The following is an 18691-nucleotide window of genomic DNA, read 5'->3' as shown; positions in this document are numbered from 1 at the left end:
GCCCCGAAGGCATGTGGCGTATTCTACTCATCCCAGCGGCAATGTCAAACCTTTTTTGCAATTTTTTTAAAAAATAAGCGCACTTCGGCATTTCTGCGTCATCTCATTAATCAATAAGGAAAAATCAAGGTAAACTTGTATTAACATAATACAATTCTGTATAATTATCCCTTCACTATTTAAAACCAAACACGTGTATTATAAATGTGGCATCCATATATAACGTACTTAAGCTATGAAAGATATTACTCCTAAAATATTAACTTGTTCTTCAACAGCCCTCATGTCAAGCACACTGGAACATGCAAGCCGTTTTCCGGATTGGCAACAAAGACTGGTTGATGCCGTTAAGGCCAAAAGGAACAAACTTAATCGGCAAAGGAATTTAAATAACCGGTCCCTTGCCAATCTTGTTGAGGCAGTATTTCAAATAATATATTGGGAGACACTGGGTAAATCCCTGCGACAAGATGATATACAAATAGTGCAAGAGTATAAACGTCACCTGATGGCTAAAAAATTAGCTGATCTCAATGACATTGATCAGAGATTGCAATGGGTTGAAGAAGCGCTTAAACATCACGACTACCAGCATGTACAAAAAATCATTGCAGACAGGCAACAGGAGGTGTTTAGGCTATTAAAAAGTTACTCGCAATGTGCAGAAATCGAGGATATTACTCTTGATGAAACGATTCCGCTTGCTGATATGCACATACTTGTTAAAGACTATGGCGCTCTGTGCCAGAATAAACTGGGCGACTCCCTGGCGGATGACATACAGTTTATAGCCGAATATGGAAGCTTTGCCTTTTTAATGTACTCGGATATTCCTTTAGGGCTTATTATAAGGACATCATTCCACGTGGCCAAACAGCTTGTTTTATCTTTTCATCAACGCATACCGGCTGCTCTGCCGCTGCATGATGACGACAATAGACTGGCATCATTAGATCAGAACGAAATCACAGACTTGTTTGTCGAACTTGAACAGGCCTGTCAAAGTTCATACCGGAAAAGCATGCTGTATAAGGGAATAAATATTTTTCTGCTTGCTTATTTAATCTTTGACATTGTCGGCGCCGGCTTCGACAATTTGGCTGGCGGCCAATCCTTGTTTAGCGTAACAACTGTTTTCGCTTTACTGTCAATTATGCAATCGCTTAGACGCGAATATCTTGCGCAGAAATACAGTAGACAAGAAAAGCAGAAACTGGAAAACAAACTGCGCCAGCAACATTCTTTTCTTATCGAAGCATTAAAAGAATTTGTAGAACCGCAAGACGCCTCTATAATTTTTGGTGATGCCCAGGTTGATTCTTATATTGCTGTCGCGGTGAAAAAATATCTGGATATAAAAGCCAGCGCACTTGCCGGTATTATCCGGTCTGTACTGCGTGAGAATGAAATCAAGTGCCTTCAACTTCATAATAATTACCTTGAAATTTTCGTGTCTGGCCGTGCTCTTGACAAGAAAAATAATGCTTGTTCTATTAATAATCAAATCCAGGAGCGCTGTACCAAATACCAAAGAGCTTTGGAGATAATTGAGCGATTAAGCCATATGGCAACCACTCTTGATATTCCATTCTCCTGCCCACCCATAACACTGTCAAAAGACGGCAATTATCTTGCCAATATTAGGTTTGAGCCATCAAACATTCTAAAGAAAATAATTAATTCCGGCACCGTCAAGTCATTTTTTGGCAGCGGTGCGAAAGTCAAATATGACAGCGAAGACTGCTGTATGATTACAGGAATAAGCGAAGCCAGTGAAGATAATATAAAGAGACTGGCAGACGACATAGAACAACAATTACATGATAAACCGAAAACTCTGTATCAAGAAGTTATGTTTACTCATCAGGATTACAGAATCCCGCATATCCCGGATAAAAAAGGCAAAGGACAAGAAAAAATCACTAAAATAAAGGCGCCGAAGCAAGGTATTTTTGCTGACAAACGCCATCAGCAAAGGAACCGTTTAGGAAACGATCTGCCGGATACTGTGGATTTTGGTACCGTTATTGATGCAGATAATCAAATGCACCAGGTAGTTTTCAATCTGAAAGAATATGAATCTTATATTCGGCGCACACCCGAGAAGCCAATGGGTTCATCGAGTATCCCAACCCACAGCGTGCTGCCTTTAACGAAAAAAAGCCGCTTCAACAATTCATTTATATTTAACCCTTGTACAGAAACAAGCAACCTGTTCAAAAAACACCCATCTTTCTTTGGGTATTATTTCAATGTGTTCAAACAGGCACAAATTGCTTCAACGGCAGCAGGCCGGCAAGGCGTTAAAATGGCTGAGAAACCCTATTTGAAGATTCTGGGAATCCCGGGCGATACCGGTTTTATGCTGAAAGAACTGAAAGGCACCGCCAATGGTAAAGAATATTTCTGTTATTATTTAAACGAAATAACCCCGGCACGACATAATAAAATGACCCGTTAGCAGCTGAATTAATCCTGTTTTGCAAGAATACTTATTGTATTGCTGCAACGTTTTTGTTATTCTTGCCAACTCAACAATGGTGGCCTTATTGGTTCCCCCGCGACGATAGATTGTGAACCCCGTCAGGCCCGGAAGGGAGCAGCGGTAACGATTGATTCGGGCGCCGGGGTGTAGCTCTTAAGGCCGCCGCCCAACTAGTGAATGTCTCTATGAGCTATCTGGCATTGGCCCGTAAATGGCGACCACGCACCTTTGCACAGTTGGTTGGCCAGGAACACATTAATAAAGCATTAATCAAATCTCTTAACCAGAAAAGTGTTCATCACGCTTATCTGTTTACCGGCACCCGTGGAGTTGGCAAAACCAGTATTGCCCGCTTAATGGCAAAAGCGCTGAATTGCGAGCATGGTCCAAGCGCCGATCCCTGTCTGAGTTGTGATGCTTGCCAAGCGGTAGAAGACGGCCGTTTTATTGATTTGATAGAGATTGACGCGGCCTCAAGAACCCGTGTTGAAGACACTCGCGAGTTACTTGAGAATGTTCAATATGCGCCAGCAGTCGGCCAATACAAAATCTATCTGATTGACGAAGTGCATATGCTCTCCCAGCATAGCTTTAACGCGCTGCTCAAAACGTTGGAAGAACCGCCTCCGCATGTCAAATTTCTGTTGGCAACCACTGATCCGCAAAAATTGCCCGTTACGGTCTTATCCCGTTGTTTGCAATTTAATCTGAGGCACTTACAGCCTGAAACAATTAATGCCCATTTGCAATTTATTCTGAAAGAAGAAAATTATCCTTTTGAACCCGAAGCTGTGCAACTGCTAGCCAAAGCAGCGCACGGCAGTATGCGCGATGCGCTCAGTATGCTCGATCAGGCAATCGCAAGCTCAGAGAAATGTTTAACGGCTCAAGACATTAAGAGTATGCTGGGCTATACCCAGCAAGACTTCGCCTTACAATTATTGCATGCATTAAGCAATCATGATGCGGCTCGAATTATAACAATTTGCCGCCAGATTGCAGCGGAAAGCGGGCATTTTTCCTATGCCCTTGAACAATTATTAAATTACCTGCATCAGATCACTCTTTGCCAGGCACTGGCTGATTGCAGTGCACTAATCGATAGACAGGAAGATATTACCCCGCTGGCACAACGGTTTACCCCGGAAGATGTGCAGCTGTTTTATCAGATTGCACTCAAGGGATCGGAAGATCTGGCCCTGGCTCCTTCACCGTTAATAGGCTTTGAAATGACTTTGCTGCGGATGCTGGCCTTTAAACCGGCATCAGAAGCTGTGTTGCCGAAACTGGCTTATGAAGCTGCGATACCGGATAATGATTCGCCACACAGTATTGCATGTGCTGTACCTGAAATTGAACCGGAAATACCTGATAGCAGTGTTGACGAGCCGGAGCTGGAAATAGCCGCCTGTTCCGAGTTTGATGATGTTGGGTCAAAACGACCCAACCTACAGTCAGAAACAGCACAGGCTGCTGTAGATATCGTCCAACCAGCTTCATCTGAAAGCAGTTGGAGTGCTATCCTGGATAAGATTAAATTAACCGGACTGGCGCGAAATGCCGCAGAAAATGCCGAAATGATTGGCAAGGATGGCCGTGATATTAGTTTACGCGTCGCTCAGGGGCATCAGTCTTTATTTACTCCCAATGTGACTTCACGTCTGGAGCAGGCATTAGCGGCTTATTTTGGCGAACCGATTAAAATTAATTTTGAATTTGATACAATGACCCAATCATCGCCTGCCCAGCAAAAGCAGGTAATACAAACGCAAAACCAGCAAAAAGCTGAGGAAAGTATCATTGACGATCCGTTTGTAAAGCGTCTGCAACAAGAGTTTTCAGCTGAAATCGTTAAAAATTCTATTGCACCACTTAAAGATGAATTATAATTAACTAATTAAACCAAATAATGAGGTATAGTTATGGACTTAGATCAAAATCTGGGCAACATCATGAAAGAAGCTCAAAAATTACAAGAGCGGATGATGGAAGCTCAAAATGAAATCAGCAAAATCAGTGCAATTGGTGAAGCTGGCGGCGGTATGGTGAAAATTCACATATTAGGTAATAACGTCATCTCTAAAATTGATATTCACCCCTCATTAATGGAAGAAGAGGTCACTTTATTGTGCGACCTGCTGATAGCAGCCTACAACAGCGCACGGGAAAAAATTGAAAAGGCGACAAAAGATCGCATTAACAAGCTCACTTCTGGCTTCAATCTTCCTGACTTCATGAAAGATCAAAAGGAATAAACACCTGATGGACGCATTACAGCGGCTTGTCGAAGCGTTACGCTGTTTGCCTGGTGTAGGGCCAAAATCAGCACAACGAATGGTTTATAACCTGCTTCAGCAGCACCAACGTCAGCGCGGTCTGAACCTGGCGCACTGCCTGGAGCAGGCGATGCATAATATAACAAACTGTCAGCGGTGTAATAACTATACTGAGGCCAGCCTGTGTACACTATGCCAGAATAGCAGCAGAAATAAGGGCTTGTTATGTGTTGTTGAGCGTCCATCTGATATTAGCGCGATTGAACAAAGCAATGCTTTTAATGGCACTTATTTTGTACTAATGGGTAAAATATCACCGCTGGATGGCTTGGGACCGGAGGATATCGGTCTACCCCGCCTGGAACGATTAGTGGTATCGGAAAATATTACCGAAGTAATTCTGGCGCTAACACCCACAGTCGAAGGCCAGACCACTATTCATTTTATCTATGAAATGCTGCGTACCTATCCGGTTCGTCTTAGTCAATTAGCGCATGGAATTCCTTTGGGAGGCGAATTGGAATTTCTGGATGGCATGACCATTGGCAGCGCGCTTCGCAACCGGGCCAGCGTGAATGCGTAAACTGTTCTTATTATTCGCATTATTTTCTACCTTGTTTCTGTTTACTAATACTCCCGCCTTTGCATCTTATAATAAAAATTTATGGACTATATGGGAAATAAATAATCCTCTGGCCACTGCAATTATTGATCACAGCGAGTGGCAGGATTTTCTGAGCACGCGGGTAATTACGAATGATGAAGGAATTAATCTGGTTGATTACCGCAACCTGAAAGATAATGATATTGATTTACTCAAGCGTTATATTAAACGCCTCTCAGAAATTAATATTAATCTTTATAACCGCAAGGAACAGCTTGCTTACTGGATTAATCTGTTTAATGCCATTACAGTTCATACCGTTGCAAGCTATTATCCTGTCAGCAGCATTGAGGATATTAATATATCGCCCGGCTTGTTCAGCGTAGGCCCGTGGGGCGCCAAACTGCTCACTATTAATGCGATACCGTTATCTCTTGATGATATCAATAATCGCATCATTCGACCGATATGGAATGATTCACGTACTCACTATGCACTGAACAATGGCTCTATTGGCGCACCTAACCTAAGTCGAACAGCGTTTACAGGCGCACAGATTGAGCAACAGCTTAACCAGGCCGCCTTTGGGTACATTAATTCATACCGCGGTGCACAAGTAATCGAAGGCAAATTGATTGTATCCAAAATTTATGAATGGTACAGCGAGGATTTTGGTAGCGAGGAACAAAATGTGATCGATCATCTGAAACAGTTTGCCAACCCACCGCTGTTAAAACAATTACAGCATATCAACAGCATTGACGGTTATGTGTATAACTGGCACTTAAACAATACTGTTGGACAGGACAAATGACAGAGAATCATGGCATGAAGCGCTATTTTAACAATTTCCTGATATTTAATTTATTCTTTTTTACACTTCAGCTCCTGTACCAGTTATTCCGGCGCCAGAGCTTTATTCACGCACTCTACTTGCCGCCTAAAGTGTATTATGCAATAGCATTTACTGCGTTGGTTCATATCCTGCTCTGTGTGGTTGTTTCGTTACTGCAAGCATTTATGTTGTGGGGTATTGCCCGGCATAAAATAAGCAAAAACAAGCTCGATTACTGGCAATTAGCAATATTCCTGCTTTCCGTCATTACCATTATCAGCCTGAATTGTTTTTATTTTCCGCTTAGCATATTCAGCGATTTTTTTCTGCCTGTTATACCAATAAGCGCTATCAAAGCAGTTATTATTATCTCATCCATCATACTGAGTGCACTGTTCATCGCTGGATTGCTGCAACTTGTCCGCCATTATCCTTATCAAGTATTGCCATTGGCCGCTATTTTGTTCCTGGCAGTAACAGTTGTGCTATTTACCCGGGATAACCCTGCCCACTTCAACACAAACCCAGCGAAACCTAATATTATTATTATCGGGGTGGATTCTATAAATCCAGACAATGTTAACGCCCATGACACACCGGTGATTAACGAGTTTCTGGACAATAGCGTTCGCTTTACAGATACCATTTCACCGTTGGCACGTACATACCCGGCATGGGTATCCATCTTGACTGGCCGTTATCCGAACCATACGCAGGCTCGGGAAAATCTGATGCCGCAAGACACAGTGAACTCGAATCAAAGCCTTGCCTGGGTGTTACAACACCAGGGGTATCAAACTGTTTATGCCAGCGATGAAAGACGTTTTAATAATATTGATAAAGAATATGGTTTTGAGAGTATAACGGGTCCAAAAATTGGCGTTAACGAAATCATTTTAGGTTCATTTAATGACTTCCCATTAAGCAATTTACTTATTAATACTAAAATTGCCAAATGGCTTTTACCCTACAATTACCTTAACCGCGCCAGCTATTTTGCCTATTACCCGAATACTTTTAATCAGGTATTAAAAACAACCCTCGAACAGCAAAACCCGAACCAGCCCTTATTTTTTGCAGTGCATTATACGATTTCACACTGGCCTTATGCCTGGGCAGGGACATCGCCAGCAGAATTTTACAATCCCTTTGATGCCCACCGTCGCAAAAAAATTTATAAGCAAGCACTCGCAATTGCTGATCAGCAGGTAGGCATCATGCTTGAGAGCTTAAAACACATGGGTCTGTTGCAAAACAGTATGGTAATTTTGTTAAGCGACCATGGCGAAGTTTTGTTTAAGCCGGGCTCACGCAAAACGCAGGCAAAAAAATATCAGGGCAATTCTCATACCTTTGTAGATTATCTTGCCCGCAAAACAGCAACACCGCTTGAAATGAGTCTGGGTCATGGTTCTGACTTGTTAAGTCCTGGTCAATTCCAATGCTTGCTCGGATTTAAAATTTATAAAAATGGCCAGCAGGTAACGAAACCGAAAGTAATCAGCAACCGAATCGCCCTGATTGATATTGCACCTACAATTGCGCAATTTCTTAATCTTACATTACCGGTAAAACCAGATGGTATTTCATTATTACCTACCCTGCTTAACCCGGCTGCATCTCCTGCCAAACGCAGTATTTTTCTGGAAAGCGCAGCGAATGCCAATCAGCGTTTTACTCCGGAATCCATTACTCAATATGCGCAGAGTTATTATCAGGTTAACCCACAGTCCACTCTAGTAGAGGTACGCAAGGAGCAAATTTCCAATTTATATGCCGGGAAATTATTTGGAATAATCAATCAGGAATGGCTGGTCGCCCTCTATCCGGACAATAACCATTATATTACCGTTATTCTCCGCATGACTGATGGCGCATGGACAGATGATCCCGGATCAGCTCTGGCAAAAGAAGCGCCGCTTCAACCTATGCTGGCTGAACTGAAAGTTTTTTTTAATGAGGTCAAAAATTATCCTGCCGTCCCCGGCATACGGGATTAACACTGCTTTTAATTATCGCCATCAAATCAAATTTAAAACAACCTGGTTTTATTTTATTGTAAATAAACTAATCTTGTATTATTATGCCCACCCCTTCCAAAGGTTAAAAATTAACACTCGGATTTTTGATTCTTTATGTAAGGTTACTCAATGATTTATAAGTTGTTTTGGAGTAATAATGTCAACATCAAATGAAAATATGGCTCAGTTATTAGAACAGAGTGCAATAGGAAGGGATGAGTCGGATTTGTTACTGGGCGGAAAGTTTTTGGCTAGAGTAGCCAAATCATCCCCCTTAAGTAAAGAGCGTATCCAACGTGTTATGAGAGATTTTATTCAAAAGGGAAAAGAAGAACAAAAACCGCAAGAGCCAGATGATACCAAGATTCCCTGCTCACCCTCTTTTGACGATGAGGGTGATTACAACGAGGATGATAGCTCATCTCATGACAATCCTGATGTGCCTGAAAGCCAATCGGAGCCTGAACAACAAGAAGCGGAAAAACGCACCAATCCAGCAGAGGACGTAGAGCCTAAAAAAAAGAAGCCGCGCCTTCAGCCCACTCGACTGAGTGAGACATTAACTACTTTGCGTCAGAAAGCGGCCAAAAATAAAAGCCTCTTGTCTGCTATTCCTAATAAAGATTCGCGGACTGAAAAGAAACCGAGAATAAATATTTCAGCAGTCGACAGTCATAAAACAAAGACAGGCAATTCCGTAGAATTTCACGTTAAAATGTTTTTTTCATCGACGCCAAAACAGGACAAAGCAAATACAGCTTCTACTTCAACTTCTATTACTCTTTCGAGTCAGTGAACAAGAATTAGCCAGCAAATTTTGTAGGTTGGGTCGTTTGTCCCAACAAGCTTTTTATCACGCACTCCAACCTGAAAAGTGGTTGAAGATTGGTAATGTTGGGTCAAACGACCCAACCTACACGTAATATGAAAATATTGTCCTGTGCAAAGGACTACGATTCCTGTAATAAACCTGAAATAGCCTTTTCAAGTTTCTTGAGTATATAATATCAAATTTCATACAACGGGGAGAAATAATGCCTTCGCATCAAAAATACCTTTTTATTGTTGATGATGCGCCTGTAGCCCATTCCCTGTTGGACTATTTTAGTAAATTTAACCTGGGCATTATTCAGTTCGAAACCCTCTCCCAGTTACAGGAAGAGCAACGCATGCCGGCAGCCGTGCTTATTCACTGCTCATTTATAGAAAATAATATCACCCTCTTAAACGATTTTTACCATTGTTATCAGGTACCATTAATTATTCTGGGTAATGATTATGACGAAAAACAATGTGTAGATGCTCTTGAAGCCGGCGCAGATGATTTTGTGGTAAAACCGCTCCACCCGCGTGAATTGCATGCGCGTATCAGCGCTATTTCAAGGAGGGTACAACGTTTTATGGAAGAAAGCGCTGAATACAGCAGGGATGTGTTATCTTTTGCAAACTGGAAACTCTATCCCTCTTCACGCCAGGTCTTTGATTTAAATAATAATGAATTACCGCTTAGTACCGGTGAATATGATTTGTTATTGGCTTTTGTCAAACAACCTCATCGCATATTAGGCCGTGAATTTTTGCTGCAAATTACCAAAAGCAGTGAGCTCAACCCGTTTGACCGCCGAATTGATGTGCAGGTCAGCCGATTACGGCAAAAAATTGAAATGAATGCCGGCCATCCCGAGTTGATAAAAACGATACGCAACGGCGGCTATATGCTGACCTGTGATGTAACATCCGGCAAAGAAGAAAATAAAGGTTAAACTGTTTAACAATCATTATTTACATGATAAAGTTCAGGACAGGAAAAGTGTACTAAACTCGTGAGAACAGCGTGAATTGCAAGCAACGTCCAAACACAGCCTTTATTCAAAAAAATTTAAAGAAAATTATCTTTTTTTTACTCGTTATTAATCTGGCGATCGCCGTCTGGTATTATTTTCTCGGCTCAGCCAAACCTCAGGCAATTAATGACTTCAAGTTAGTCGAAGCCACTACATTAGTTAATACAGATATTGAAGAAACCATTCGACTTACGGGCACTCTGCGGCCACAACATTTTGCGACGCTGATAGCCAAAGGCACTGGCAGATTTGATGCGCTGGCAAAACCGGGCCAACAAGTGCATAAAGGTGAACTGATTGCCAAAATTGATAATCCAGCCCTTGAAAAAAGCCTGCAATATTCCGAATCGATAGAAAATATAGCCAGGACGCAGTTTGAACGCCTGCAATCCATTTTAAAATCCGGTTATGTCAGTTCCAAGGAAACGGAAGAAAAAAAGCAAGCCTGGATTGAGGCACAGAAAGAAATTGAGCGCATAAAACAGGAGCTGGACAATCTGAGATTCTACGCACCTTTTGATGGCGTTGTCGGCGCTTACAAAAAGCGTGAGGGAATGCAGGTTAATGTCGGGGATCAAATAGTCAGTATTTATGATCCTGGCTCTCTGCTGGTTGAGTTTGATGTTCCATGCACAAACCTGCCGCCGCTTCAACAGGGCCAGTCAGTCCATATTTTAAATAAAACCTATGCCGTTGATAATTTGCAGAACATGATTGATGATGATACCCATATGTGCCCTGCTGATGTCCAGGTCTCATGCACTGATTGTCTCGTTGGCTCCACCGTTGACGTCGATCTGGTCATTCAGAAGAAACAAAAAACGTTGGTTGTTCCAATAGAGGCTGTATTCCTGCGTGCTGGTAAATCGTATGTTTATCGAATTGAAGAAGGTAAAGCGTTATTAGCAGAAGTCAAAACCGGGATAAAAAACAAATCGCTGCTTGAAATCGCCTCCGGATTGGAGTCCGGCCAGTCAGTTATTATCAAAGGCCAGGAGCGGCTTTATCCTGGCGTAGCAGTCAAAGTATACCAACCGGGCACACAGGATAAGTAATGAAACTCACTGGATATTTTATTAAACATCCCGTCATTGCGATTATCTTTAATTGCCTGATTGCAGTGATTGGTATTATGAGCTGGCACACCCTCTCGGTCAGGGAATACCCGGAAATCACCTTTCCCACTATAACCATAAGCGCAAGCTATCCGAATGCGAGCCCTGATTTGGTCGAAACAGCGGTAACCAATGTTCTGGAAGACAGACTATCTGGCGTTGAAGGGCTTGAAACCATCACGTCTCAATCAAGTGGCGGCAATTCACAGATTACCCTTGCATTTAGTGCAGGTACACAAATGAGCAGTGCACTAAGTGCGGCTCAGGACGCGGTAAACCTGGCTAAACCCTTTTTACCTTCAGAAGTTAAATCGCCAATAGTTGAACGTCAGCTTACAGCCAATGGACCGCCTTTTATTGCGATTGCGCTTGAATCAACAACCCTGGATAACGGTCAGCTTACCCATTTTGCGCACCTGCGGATTAAAAATGAATTTCGCAGTTTGCCGGGTGTCGCCTCCGTCATGGTATGGGGACAACCGTATACTTATGAAATTACCCTGGATCCCAAAAAACTATATGCCTTTAAAGTCAATGTCGATGAAGTGATAGCTGCGCTTAACCGCAGTAAAATCACCTTGCCTGCCGGAAACTATCAGAACAAGATTCCAAGTACCTTAAACTCGGAACTGAAAAGCAAAAAGGATTATGAAAACCTGCTCATTAAACCCGATCCTGCTCATCCGGTATTGCTGAAATCAATTGCCAAAATTGATTTGACAACGGATAACAATAGAACCCGAGTACGGGTAAATGGCCATCCAGGATTAATTTTATCAATCAGTCGCGCGAATGACGCGAACCCGCTTGAAGTATCAAAAGCCGTACGCAAGGAGCTAGACGCTTTACAACCTTCATTGCCCGAAGGAATCAAGGCGCGCATAATTATTGATCAGTCGGATTTTATTAATGCATCGCTAAAAAATATCCGCTCTGCAATTACCGAAGCAATTATTCTCGTTTTGATTATTGTTTTTATTTTTCTGCGCAATATCAAAGCAACTATTATCCCGTTGGTGACTATTCCGATTTCCCTGTTGGGTTCATTAATTTTTCTGAAACTGTTTGGCTATTCGATTAATTTAATGACTTTGCTGGCCATGGTATTAGCCATTGGACTGGTCGTAGACGATGCGATCATTGTTCTGGAAAATATCTGGCGCCATATTGAACAAAATCAGAGCCCACGTAATGCGGCAATTGAAGGCGCTAAAGAAATTGGATTTGCAATCGTTGCCATGACGTTTACCTTGGCAAGCGTTTATATGCCGATTGCGTTCATTGATGGCATGCTTGGACAATTATTTATTGAATTTGCAGTGGCCCTTGCCGGCAGCGTGGTAATTTCAGGTATTGTTGCCCTAACGCTGTCGCCGTTAATGTGTGCCAGTCTCTTAAGCACTAACCATAACCCACTCTGGCCGCAATTTGATCATGCGCTTGAGCGGTTAGCCGCTGGCTATTCGAGCCGTCTTGATTGGCTGCTGACTAACAAAAAATGGGCTGTGGTTGCAGCCCTGGCATCGATTATTATCAGTGCGCTCCTGTTTTTACACTTGCCCAGGGAAACTGCTCCCAAAGAAGATCGTGGTTTATTGGGTGTTTATACGCCAGCGGCAGCTGGCGAGTCTATTGATCAGCTTGATAGCAAACTGGGAGCAATTGAGAAAACATTACATAACATTCCCGAAACACAAAATATGTTAGCGTTTGCAGGCAGTTGGGGCGCCAGCATTGTTTTACCGTTGAAAGCTCATAATCAGAGACACCGTTCTTCTGAAACCATAGTCAACGAACTGCGCCCGCAAATGACTCATTTTCCTTCTGTTGATCCGGTCGCCTGGAGTTGGGATAGCGGTTTGCCCGGTTTGGACGATGCTGGCAGCGGCTCCGATCTGGCTTTGATTATTTCAACAGCTGATGATTTTCGCCAACTTTTTAATCAAATGGAAAAACTTAAAGCGAAGCTTGAGTCAGACAAGACATTCGGAATGGTTAGGTATGATTTACGTCTTGATACGCCAGGCTATATGATCAATCTGGATAATAATACCCTGGCCAGATTAGGTCTTTCAGCCAGTCAGGTTGCAAAAACAATCGAAGTATTTTTCAGCGGCGATAAAAGTCTGAATTTCCAAAAAGACGGCGTTATATATGATCTGACGGTGAAAGGCAGCGTTTCTCCCTGGACGCTTAATGAGTTATATTTAACTACCCCCGCGGGGAAACAGGTTTCTTTAGGTGCACTAGCGACAATGAAGCCCAAAGCCCAGCCAACTGCGCTGGAGCATTTCCGCCAAATGCGTTCGACCACATTGAACGTACAACCTGCAGAAGGCATTTCGCAAGCCCAGGCGATGAAGAAATTATGGGAAATTGCCCACAGTGAATTGCCGGCGACGTATAAACAAACCTGGACCGGCTCAGCTAAAGCACAGAGTGAATCATCCAATACAATGGTGTTTTTATTTCTGCTTTCACTGGTGTTTATCTATTCTATTCTGGCCATCCAGTTTGAAAATTTTATCGATCCGTTAATTATCCTGTTTACCGTACCCCTCGCCTGTTCTGGTGCGCTATTGTTTGCCTGGCTGTTTAACCAGTCCATCAATATCTATTCACAGGTGGGCTTAATTACATTAATTGGCTTGATTAGCAAGCATGGTATTTTAGTGGTTGAATTCGCCAATCAGTTGCTCGCACAGGGTATAAAAACCAGCGAAGCAATCAAGCAAGCCTGTGTTTTACGCCTACGCCCAATCCTTATGACAACCGGCGCAATGGTGTTCGGCGCAATTCCATTGGTCTTAGCGCATAATGCCGGCGCTGAATCGAGACATGCAATTGGTATTGTATTAATCGGCGGCTTACTGCTTGGTACATTGTTTACGTTATTTGTTTTACCGTCTATTTACTGCCTGGTAAAAGCGAAAAGGTAAGTGTGGGCTGGACAACAAACATGACTTACGGGTATTTAGTGTTGGGATTTACTGCCCGCCCAGGCTATTTCTTTTGCATTTTTACGGTTTTAATCATATTGTCGCTCACCTTCAGAATTTGAATCTGGTAAATATCAATCACCAGACAACAATCCGCAGGCGGGATATAACCCAGAAATTCGATAATCAAACCACTTAAAGTGCGTGGGCCAATAGCGGGTAACTGCCAGCCTAGTACCCGCTTCAAATGTCGCAGAGTAATGCTGGCATCGATAAGAGCGGAACCATCTTCCTGCATAATAATGTCTTTGCTTAGTGTAGTAATATCAGTGGTAAACTCCCCTACTACTTCCTCCAGAATATCTTCCATAGTCACTAATCCCTGCAAGTCGCCATATTCATCAACAACAAAACAACTGCGCTTTTTTTCTTTCTGAAAATTTAAAAGCTGGCTGTTCAAGGGTGTTTCTTCAGGAATAAAATATGGGGGCTCTGCGGCTTTAAGAAGGCTTTCTTTATTTAATCGTTCTTCCAATACCAGATTAAGAATATCGCGAACATGGATTATTCCTGCTAACTGATCAATAGAATCGTGATACAAGGGCAAACGGGTATGCTTGGCAGTCTCCAATTGATCGGCAATTTCATGCCAGGACTGTTCCAGATTAATGCCAACAATCTCTGACTTTGGGATCATAATATCTTCAACGGTTGCCTGTTCAAGATCCAGTAACCCTAGCAACATAGTTTTATGTTCAGCTGGAATCAATTGCCCTGCGTCATGAACAACAGAGCGCAGTTCTTCACCAGTCAATGCTTCCCGCTGCCCTTCGAATTTAACTCCGATAAGCCATATTATTCCTTTAGTAATAACACTGATTAGCCGTACAAGAGGAGCCAGGATTGTCTGCAGAATTTTCAATGGTAAAGCAGCAAAAAAAGCAATTTGCTGAGGACGCAAGGCTGCCAGTGTTTTAGGAAAAGTTTCAGCAAAAATCAGAATGACCAGTGAAAGCAGAAGTGTTGCAATTGCCACCCCGGCAGTACCATAAAGGTATTGGCCAATCAGGGTAGCAACCGTTGAGGCAATAATATTTGCCAATGTGTTACCGATTAAAATAACACTTAGCAACCGTTCCGGTTTAGCCAGCAATTGACTTACCCTTATCGCCTGTTTATTGTTTTTTCTGACCAAATGGCGCAAGCGGTAGCGGTTAATGGACATCATACCGGTTTCAGAGGCTGAGAAAAATCCCGATAAAATAATCAACGCCAGTAAAACAAGAAACAAGGTGGTTAAAGAATGCTGCACAGTTTTCCTAATATGCGAAAATTTATAAAATCATAACAAAAAGCGGGCCATTGTTGAATAAATGTATATCTGTAATAAACAGGTAATAAACGATTATCCCGATGCTTTGCCGGCACCCTACTTAGTCAATTAATTTATAATATCATTCTTATTTGCCAGATTTATGACGCGATCAGCCATGGCGATGGTTTCTTGTCTATGGGCAACGATAATTTGAGTAATTTGCAGCGATTTTAATGACTGGTTTATCCGGCACTCGTTTTCTACGTCCAAATGGCTTGAGGCTTCATCAAGAAATAAAAATCTGGGTCGTCGGTATAAAGCGCGTGCCAGCAGTATTCGTTGTTTCTGCCCGCCAGAGAGCATGACGCCTCGCTCACCAACCAGTGTTTCATACCCCATGGGAAATTGCCTGATAAATTGATCGGCACAGGCCAGCTCAGCAACTGAATAAAGTTGCTCATAATCGGTTCTTTCGTCAAAAAAAGTAATATTATCTTTAATAGAGCCGCTTAACAGCATATCATCCTGTAGTACCGATGCCGTCATGGCACGATAGTTTTTCAAACCAAACTGCTCAAGCGGCTGGCCATCAATCAGAATCTCACCCGATGAACACTGCAATAATCCCATAGCAATTTTTAATAGTGTGGTCTTGCCGCAACCGGAGCTGCCTGTTATCACCACTTTTTCACCGGCATTTATCTGCAGACTGATAGCAGACAAAAGCTCATTCTGATTGCCGTAGCTAAAATAAATATTTTTCAGGGTTAAATCGCCACGGACCGTTGCAATGTTGCCCGCGCCGCTGTTTACTAACTCTGGAGGTTGGGCAATGATATCGCCCAGCCTGTTCAACTGAATTGAAATCAGCCGATATTCAAATACATTCTGGATTAATGTGGAAGCCTTATTAACCAGTTGAGTGCGGTAACCAATAAATGCGAATAACATGCCAAGCGAAAATTGATTAGCCATTACCAGCAAACTGCCAAGACAAATTATGGCAATCTGCTCCAGATGCAGCAGAATCTGATTAATCACCGTATACACTGCGTTCATTTTAGCGACTCGAATATCCGCATTAAGCGCTTTGTAGTAATAATTACGCCACCAGCCTGATAAATAATTTTCTCGGGCGAACGATTTAATCGCCATAATGCTCTGAATGATTTCCAGAAACACCGCATTTGCTTTGGCATGCTCAATGATTGAAACCTGGGTTTGTTTATTCAAGACCTGATAAGACAGGGTACGCAACACCAGAAATACCAGCAAGGAAAACAGGCATATTGCAGTTAATAATTTGCTGTAAATTGCCATGATAACCATATTAAGCAGAATCATAACTCCATCTAAAACCGCGGTCACAAAATCAGTAGAAACCTTCTTTTGAATCTGCTCTATTGACTGAAATTTCGATTGAATATCCGCTTTATGCCTCTGGGCAAAAAAATCAACCGGCAATTTCAGGATGTGTTTAACGATATTGGTTGAAAACTGGGCTGTTAAGTTATTTGACAGGTAAATCACCATATTACTTCTTACCCAGTCAGCCATACCATGGACAAACGCCAAAATGGCGAATGCCGTAACCATGGTATAGAGATTCCCTTTATCCCGGGTATTAATCACATTGTCCGTCACGTACTGCATTAATAATGGATTCAGCAAGCTGAAAAATTCTATCGCCAGCGATAATAACAGCAATAACAAGAGAAATTTATTGACTCCGCTCACCGAATTCACAAAATCCATCAATTTAAATTTTCTGCTCATCTCGACCGGTTTGAAATTAATTGCCTGCTCTACCTCCAGGACAATACCAGTGAATGAGGCTGAGAACTGTTCAAATGTATAGCGCACCACACCAGTAGCGGGATCATGAATGATGACGTATTTTCTGGTCACTGCTTTTAGTACCACAAAATGATTCATATTCCAGTGGATTATTGCAGGGCATTTAATCAGTTGTATTTCGGACATCGGCACCTTAAACGCGCGCGTATTGAACCCAAGCTGATCCAGCGTTTCACAGATACTTAATAACGTTGTTCCTGTTACCGTACCAGAATCGAAACTTCTTAAGAAATTCAAATCAAGATCATGCCCCCAAAAATTGCTGACCATTGCAATACAGGCCAATCCACACTCAGCTATTTGATTTTGCAGAATCATGGGCAGCTGTTTTTTCCGCTGATAGAATAAGGCCGGTTTGCTCATACTGAATGCCCGCCATAAAAACTGAAAACCGGATCCAATAACCATTGCCAGACTTTTCGATGAGAGCCGGTCAGTACTGCGGTGAAGGTCATACCGTGCTGTAAATGCCTGGGTTTACCATACACAAAGACGCAATCCTGGGACAAATTTGCCAATACCTTATAGTAGGGCTGGCCAACATGAATTGGCTTTTCTTCTTCATCATCGCTCATAATTATTCCTGGACTTATTTCGGCGATAGCAGCCTGATACACGCCGAAACGCTGGTAAGGATAAGCATCGAATTGTAAATAAACATTATTTTTTCGGGCCAGAAACCCGGATTTTTCAACGGGGATACACAACTCGGCAATATAGGAAGCATCTGCCGGGAGAATTTTTAATAACGGTTTGTTAACAGCTACGTATTGTCCTTCTTTAAACAGAACATTAGCAACCGAACCATCAGCTGGCGCTCGGATGGCAAAGTTTTTTTCCTGTTCATATCGGGCACGCTCCAGTTCAATCTGGCTTTTTTCCCTTTCAAGCTGCAGCAACTGATTATATTTTTCGTTATAGAGCGTCCGGGCAATATATTTGTTGTCCAATAACGTTTTAAGCGCAGTAATTTCTGCTTTTTTCAGCCTGATTTCCTGCTTGACCAGTGTGTTTCTTTTTCTGAATTGTTTATTGATCTTTATGCTTTCCCGACTTAACAAATCCTGTTCAGAACTAAACAATAGTAATAAATCGCCTTTATGAACTTTCTGATTGGCGTGAACATAGACTTTGGTAATCACGCCGCTCTTGCTGGATAGAATGTTAATAATCCCTTTTGACGAAGTGATAAAACCTCTGACCGTATATTTGTCCGAAAAGTCAGCAAAAACTAAAAATGCGATAATCAGCAACATTAAAATACAAAACCCTGCCGCCAGCACGATGTAATTGACTGGAGTGTTAATAAAAGAGGTACCGAGAAAATGGTTTCCATGATTTTCCAGCGCCTCTTTCCGAAACAGGTTGTTGGTGTTCATTATTATTATTTTCCATTAGCG

Annotated in this window: 13 protein-coding genes and 1 other RNA gene; 11 read left to right on the top strand and 3 right to left on the bottom strand. The window is 42.3% G+C overall.

The window, feature by feature from the left end; translation table 11 throughout:
• The first annotated feature begins 283 nt into the window (after nucleotides 1–283).
• The 11 genes from ACFORL_RS06355 (at nucleotide 284) to ACFORL_RS06305 (ending at nucleotide 14119) form a co-directional block, all read left to right on the top strand.
• Nucleotides 284–2461, top strand: coding sequence for a hypothetical protein (locus ACFORL_RS06355; RefSeq protein WP_382342215.1), 2178 nt, complete (start codon nucleotides 284–286; stop codon nucleotides 2459–2461).
• An 86-nt stretch (nucleotides 2462–2547) separates the two neighbouring features.
• Nucleotides 2548–2644, top strand: an RNA gene (ffs, locus tag ACFORL_RS06350) — signal recognition particle sRNA small type.
• Between the two features lie 26 nt (nucleotides 2645–2670).
• Nucleotides 2671–4374: a DNA polymerase III subunit gamma/tau gene (gene dnaX, locus ACFORL_RS06345; protein WP_382342213.1), complete on the top strand. Its 1704-nt coding sequence runs from the start codon at nucleotides 2671–2673 to the stop codon at nucleotides 4372–4374.
• A 33-nt stretch (nucleotides 4375–4407) separates the two neighbouring features.
• Nucleotides 4408–4740 carry a YbaB/EbfC family nucleoid-associated protein gene (locus ACFORL_RS06340; protein WP_382342212.1) on the top strand — a complete coding sequence of 111 codons (333 nt, stop codon included), beginning with the start codon at nucleotides 4408–4410 and terminating at the stop codon, nucleotides 4738–4740.
• Between the two features lie 7 nt (nucleotides 4741–4747).
• Nucleotides 4748–5344: a recombination mediator RecR gene (gene recR / locus ACFORL_RS06335; protein WP_382342209.1), complete on the top strand. Its 597-nt coding sequence runs from the start codon at nucleotides 4748–4750 to the stop codon at nucleotides 5342–5344.
• Nucleotides 5337–6179: a DUF547 domain-containing protein gene (locus tag ACFORL_RS06330; protein WP_382342207.1), complete on the top strand. Its 843-nt coding sequence runs from the start codon at nucleotides 5337–5339 to the stop codon at nucleotides 6177–6179. Before recR ends, ACFORL_RS06330 begins: the two co-directional genes overlap by 8 nt.
• A complete protein-coding gene (locus ACFORL_RS06325; RefSeq protein ID WP_382342205.1) occupies nucleotides 6176–8200 on the top strand; it encodes a sulfatase-like hydrolase/transferase in 2025 nt (674 codons plus the stop codon). The genes ACFORL_RS06330 and ACFORL_RS06325 overlap by 4 nt, the downstream gene beginning before the upstream one ends.
• Nucleotides 8201–8378: 178 nt before the next feature.
• Nucleotides 8379–9017 carry a hypothetical protein gene (locus ACFORL_RS06320; RefSeq protein WP_382342203.1) on the top strand — a complete coding sequence of 213 codons (639 nt, stop codon included), beginning with the start codon at nucleotides 8379–8381 and terminating at the stop codon, nucleotides 9015–9017.
• A gap of 238 nt (nucleotides 9018–9255) precedes the next feature.
• On the top strand, nucleotides 9256–9984 hold the full coding sequence (locus tag ACFORL_RS06315; RefSeq protein ID WP_382342202.1) for a winged helix-turn-helix domain-containing protein: 729 nt from the start codon (nucleotides 9256–9258) through the stop codon (nucleotides 9982–9984).
• Nucleotides 9985–10055: 71 nt separating this feature from the next.
• Nucleotides 10056–11120: an efflux RND transporter periplasmic adaptor subunit gene (locus ACFORL_RS06310; protein ID WP_382342200.1), complete on the top strand. Its 1065-nt coding sequence runs from the start codon at nucleotides 10056–10058 to the stop codon at nucleotides 11118–11120.
• On the top strand, nucleotides 11120–14119 hold the full coding sequence (locus ACFORL_RS06305; protein ID WP_382342198.1) for an efflux RND transporter permease subunit: 3000 nt from the start codon (nucleotides 11120–11122) through the stop codon (nucleotides 14117–14119). Before ACFORL_RS06310 ends, ACFORL_RS06305 begins: the two co-directional genes overlap by 1 nt.
• Nucleotides 14120–14183: 64 nt before the next feature.
• Here ACFORL_RS06305 and ACFORL_RS06300 read toward each other — a convergent pair whose 3' ends face one another.
• The 3 genes from ACFORL_RS06300 to ACFORL_RS06290 all read right to left on the bottom strand — a co-directional run bounded on the left by ACFORL_RS06300 (nucleotide 14184) and on the right by ACFORL_RS06290 (nucleotide 18670).
• Nucleotides 14184–15431 carry an HlyC/CorC family transporter gene (locus ACFORL_RS06300; RefSeq protein ID WP_382342196.1) on the bottom strand — a complete coding sequence of 416 codons (1248 nt, stop codon included), beginning with the start codon at nucleotides 15429–15431 and terminating at the stop codon, nucleotides 14184–14186.
• Between the two features lie 129 nt (nucleotides 15432–15560).
• A complete protein-coding gene (locus ACFORL_RS06295) occupies nucleotides 15561–17654 on the bottom strand; it encodes a peptidase domain-containing ABC transporter (protein ID WP_382342195.1) in 2094 nt (697 codons plus the stop codon).
• On the bottom strand, nucleotides 17651–18670 hold the full coding sequence (locus ACFORL_RS06290) for an HlyD family secretion protein (protein WP_382342193.1): 1020 nt from the start codon (nucleotides 18668–18670) through the stop codon (nucleotides 17651–17653). Before ACFORL_RS06290 ends, ACFORL_RS06295 begins: the two co-directional genes overlap by 4 nt.
• Nucleotides 18671–18691 lie beyond the last annotated feature (21 nt).

This window comes from Legionella dresdenensis, assembly GCF_042649825.1.
Taxonomy (GTDB): domain Bacteria; phylum Pseudomonadota; class Gammaproteobacteria; order Legionellales; family Legionellaceae; genus Legionella_C; species Legionella_C dresdenensis.
The sequence above is the reverse complement of the archived record's forward strand: the minus strand, read 5'-3'. Positions and strand labels throughout refer to the sequence as shown.

Excerpts from the sequence above, each read along its gene's own strand:
- ACFORL_RS06355 (WP_382342215.1), top strand. The coding sequence starts at position 284 with ATGTCAAGCACACTGGAACATGCAAGCCGTTTTCCGGATTGGCAACAA.
- dnaX (WP_382342213.1), top strand. The coding sequence starts at position 2,671 with ATGAGCTATCTGGCATTGGCCCGTAAATGGCGACCACGCACCTTTGCA.
- ACFORL_RS06340 (WP_382342212.1), top strand. The coding sequence starts at position 4,408 with ATGGACTTAGATCAAAATCTGGGCAACATCATGAAAGAAGCTCAAAAA.
- recR (WP_382342209.1), top strand. The coding sequence starts at position 4,748 with ATGGACGCATTACAGCGGCTTGTCGAAGCGTTACGCTGTTTGCCTGGT.
- ACFORL_RS06330 (WP_382342207.1), top strand. The coding sequence starts at position 5,337 with ATGCGTAAACTGTTCTTATTATTCGCATTATTTTCTACCTTGTTTCTG.
- ACFORL_RS06325 (WP_382342205.1), top strand. The coding sequence starts at position 6,176 with ATGACAGAGAATCATGGCATGAAGCGCTATTTTAACAATTTCCTGATA.
- ACFORL_RS06320 (WP_382342203.1), top strand. The coding sequence starts at position 8,379 with ATGTCAACATCAAATGAAAATATGGCTCAGTTATTAGAACAGAGTGCA.
- ACFORL_RS06315 (WP_382342202.1), top strand. The coding sequence starts at position 9,256 with ATGCCTTCGCATCAAAAATACCTTTTTATTGTTGATGATGCGCCTGTA.
- ACFORL_RS06305 (WP_382342198.1), top strand. The coding sequence starts at position 11,120 with ATGAAACTCACTGGATATTTTATTAAACATCCCGTCATTGCGATTATC.
- ACFORL_RS06295 (WP_382342195.1), bottom strand. The coding sequence starts at position 17,654 with ATGAGCAAACCGGCCTTATTCTATCAGCGGAAAAAACAGCTGCCCATG.
- ACFORL_RS06290 (WP_382342193.1), bottom strand. The coding sequence starts at position 18,670 with ATGAACACCAACAACCTGTTTCGGAAAGAGGCGCTGGAAAATCATGGA.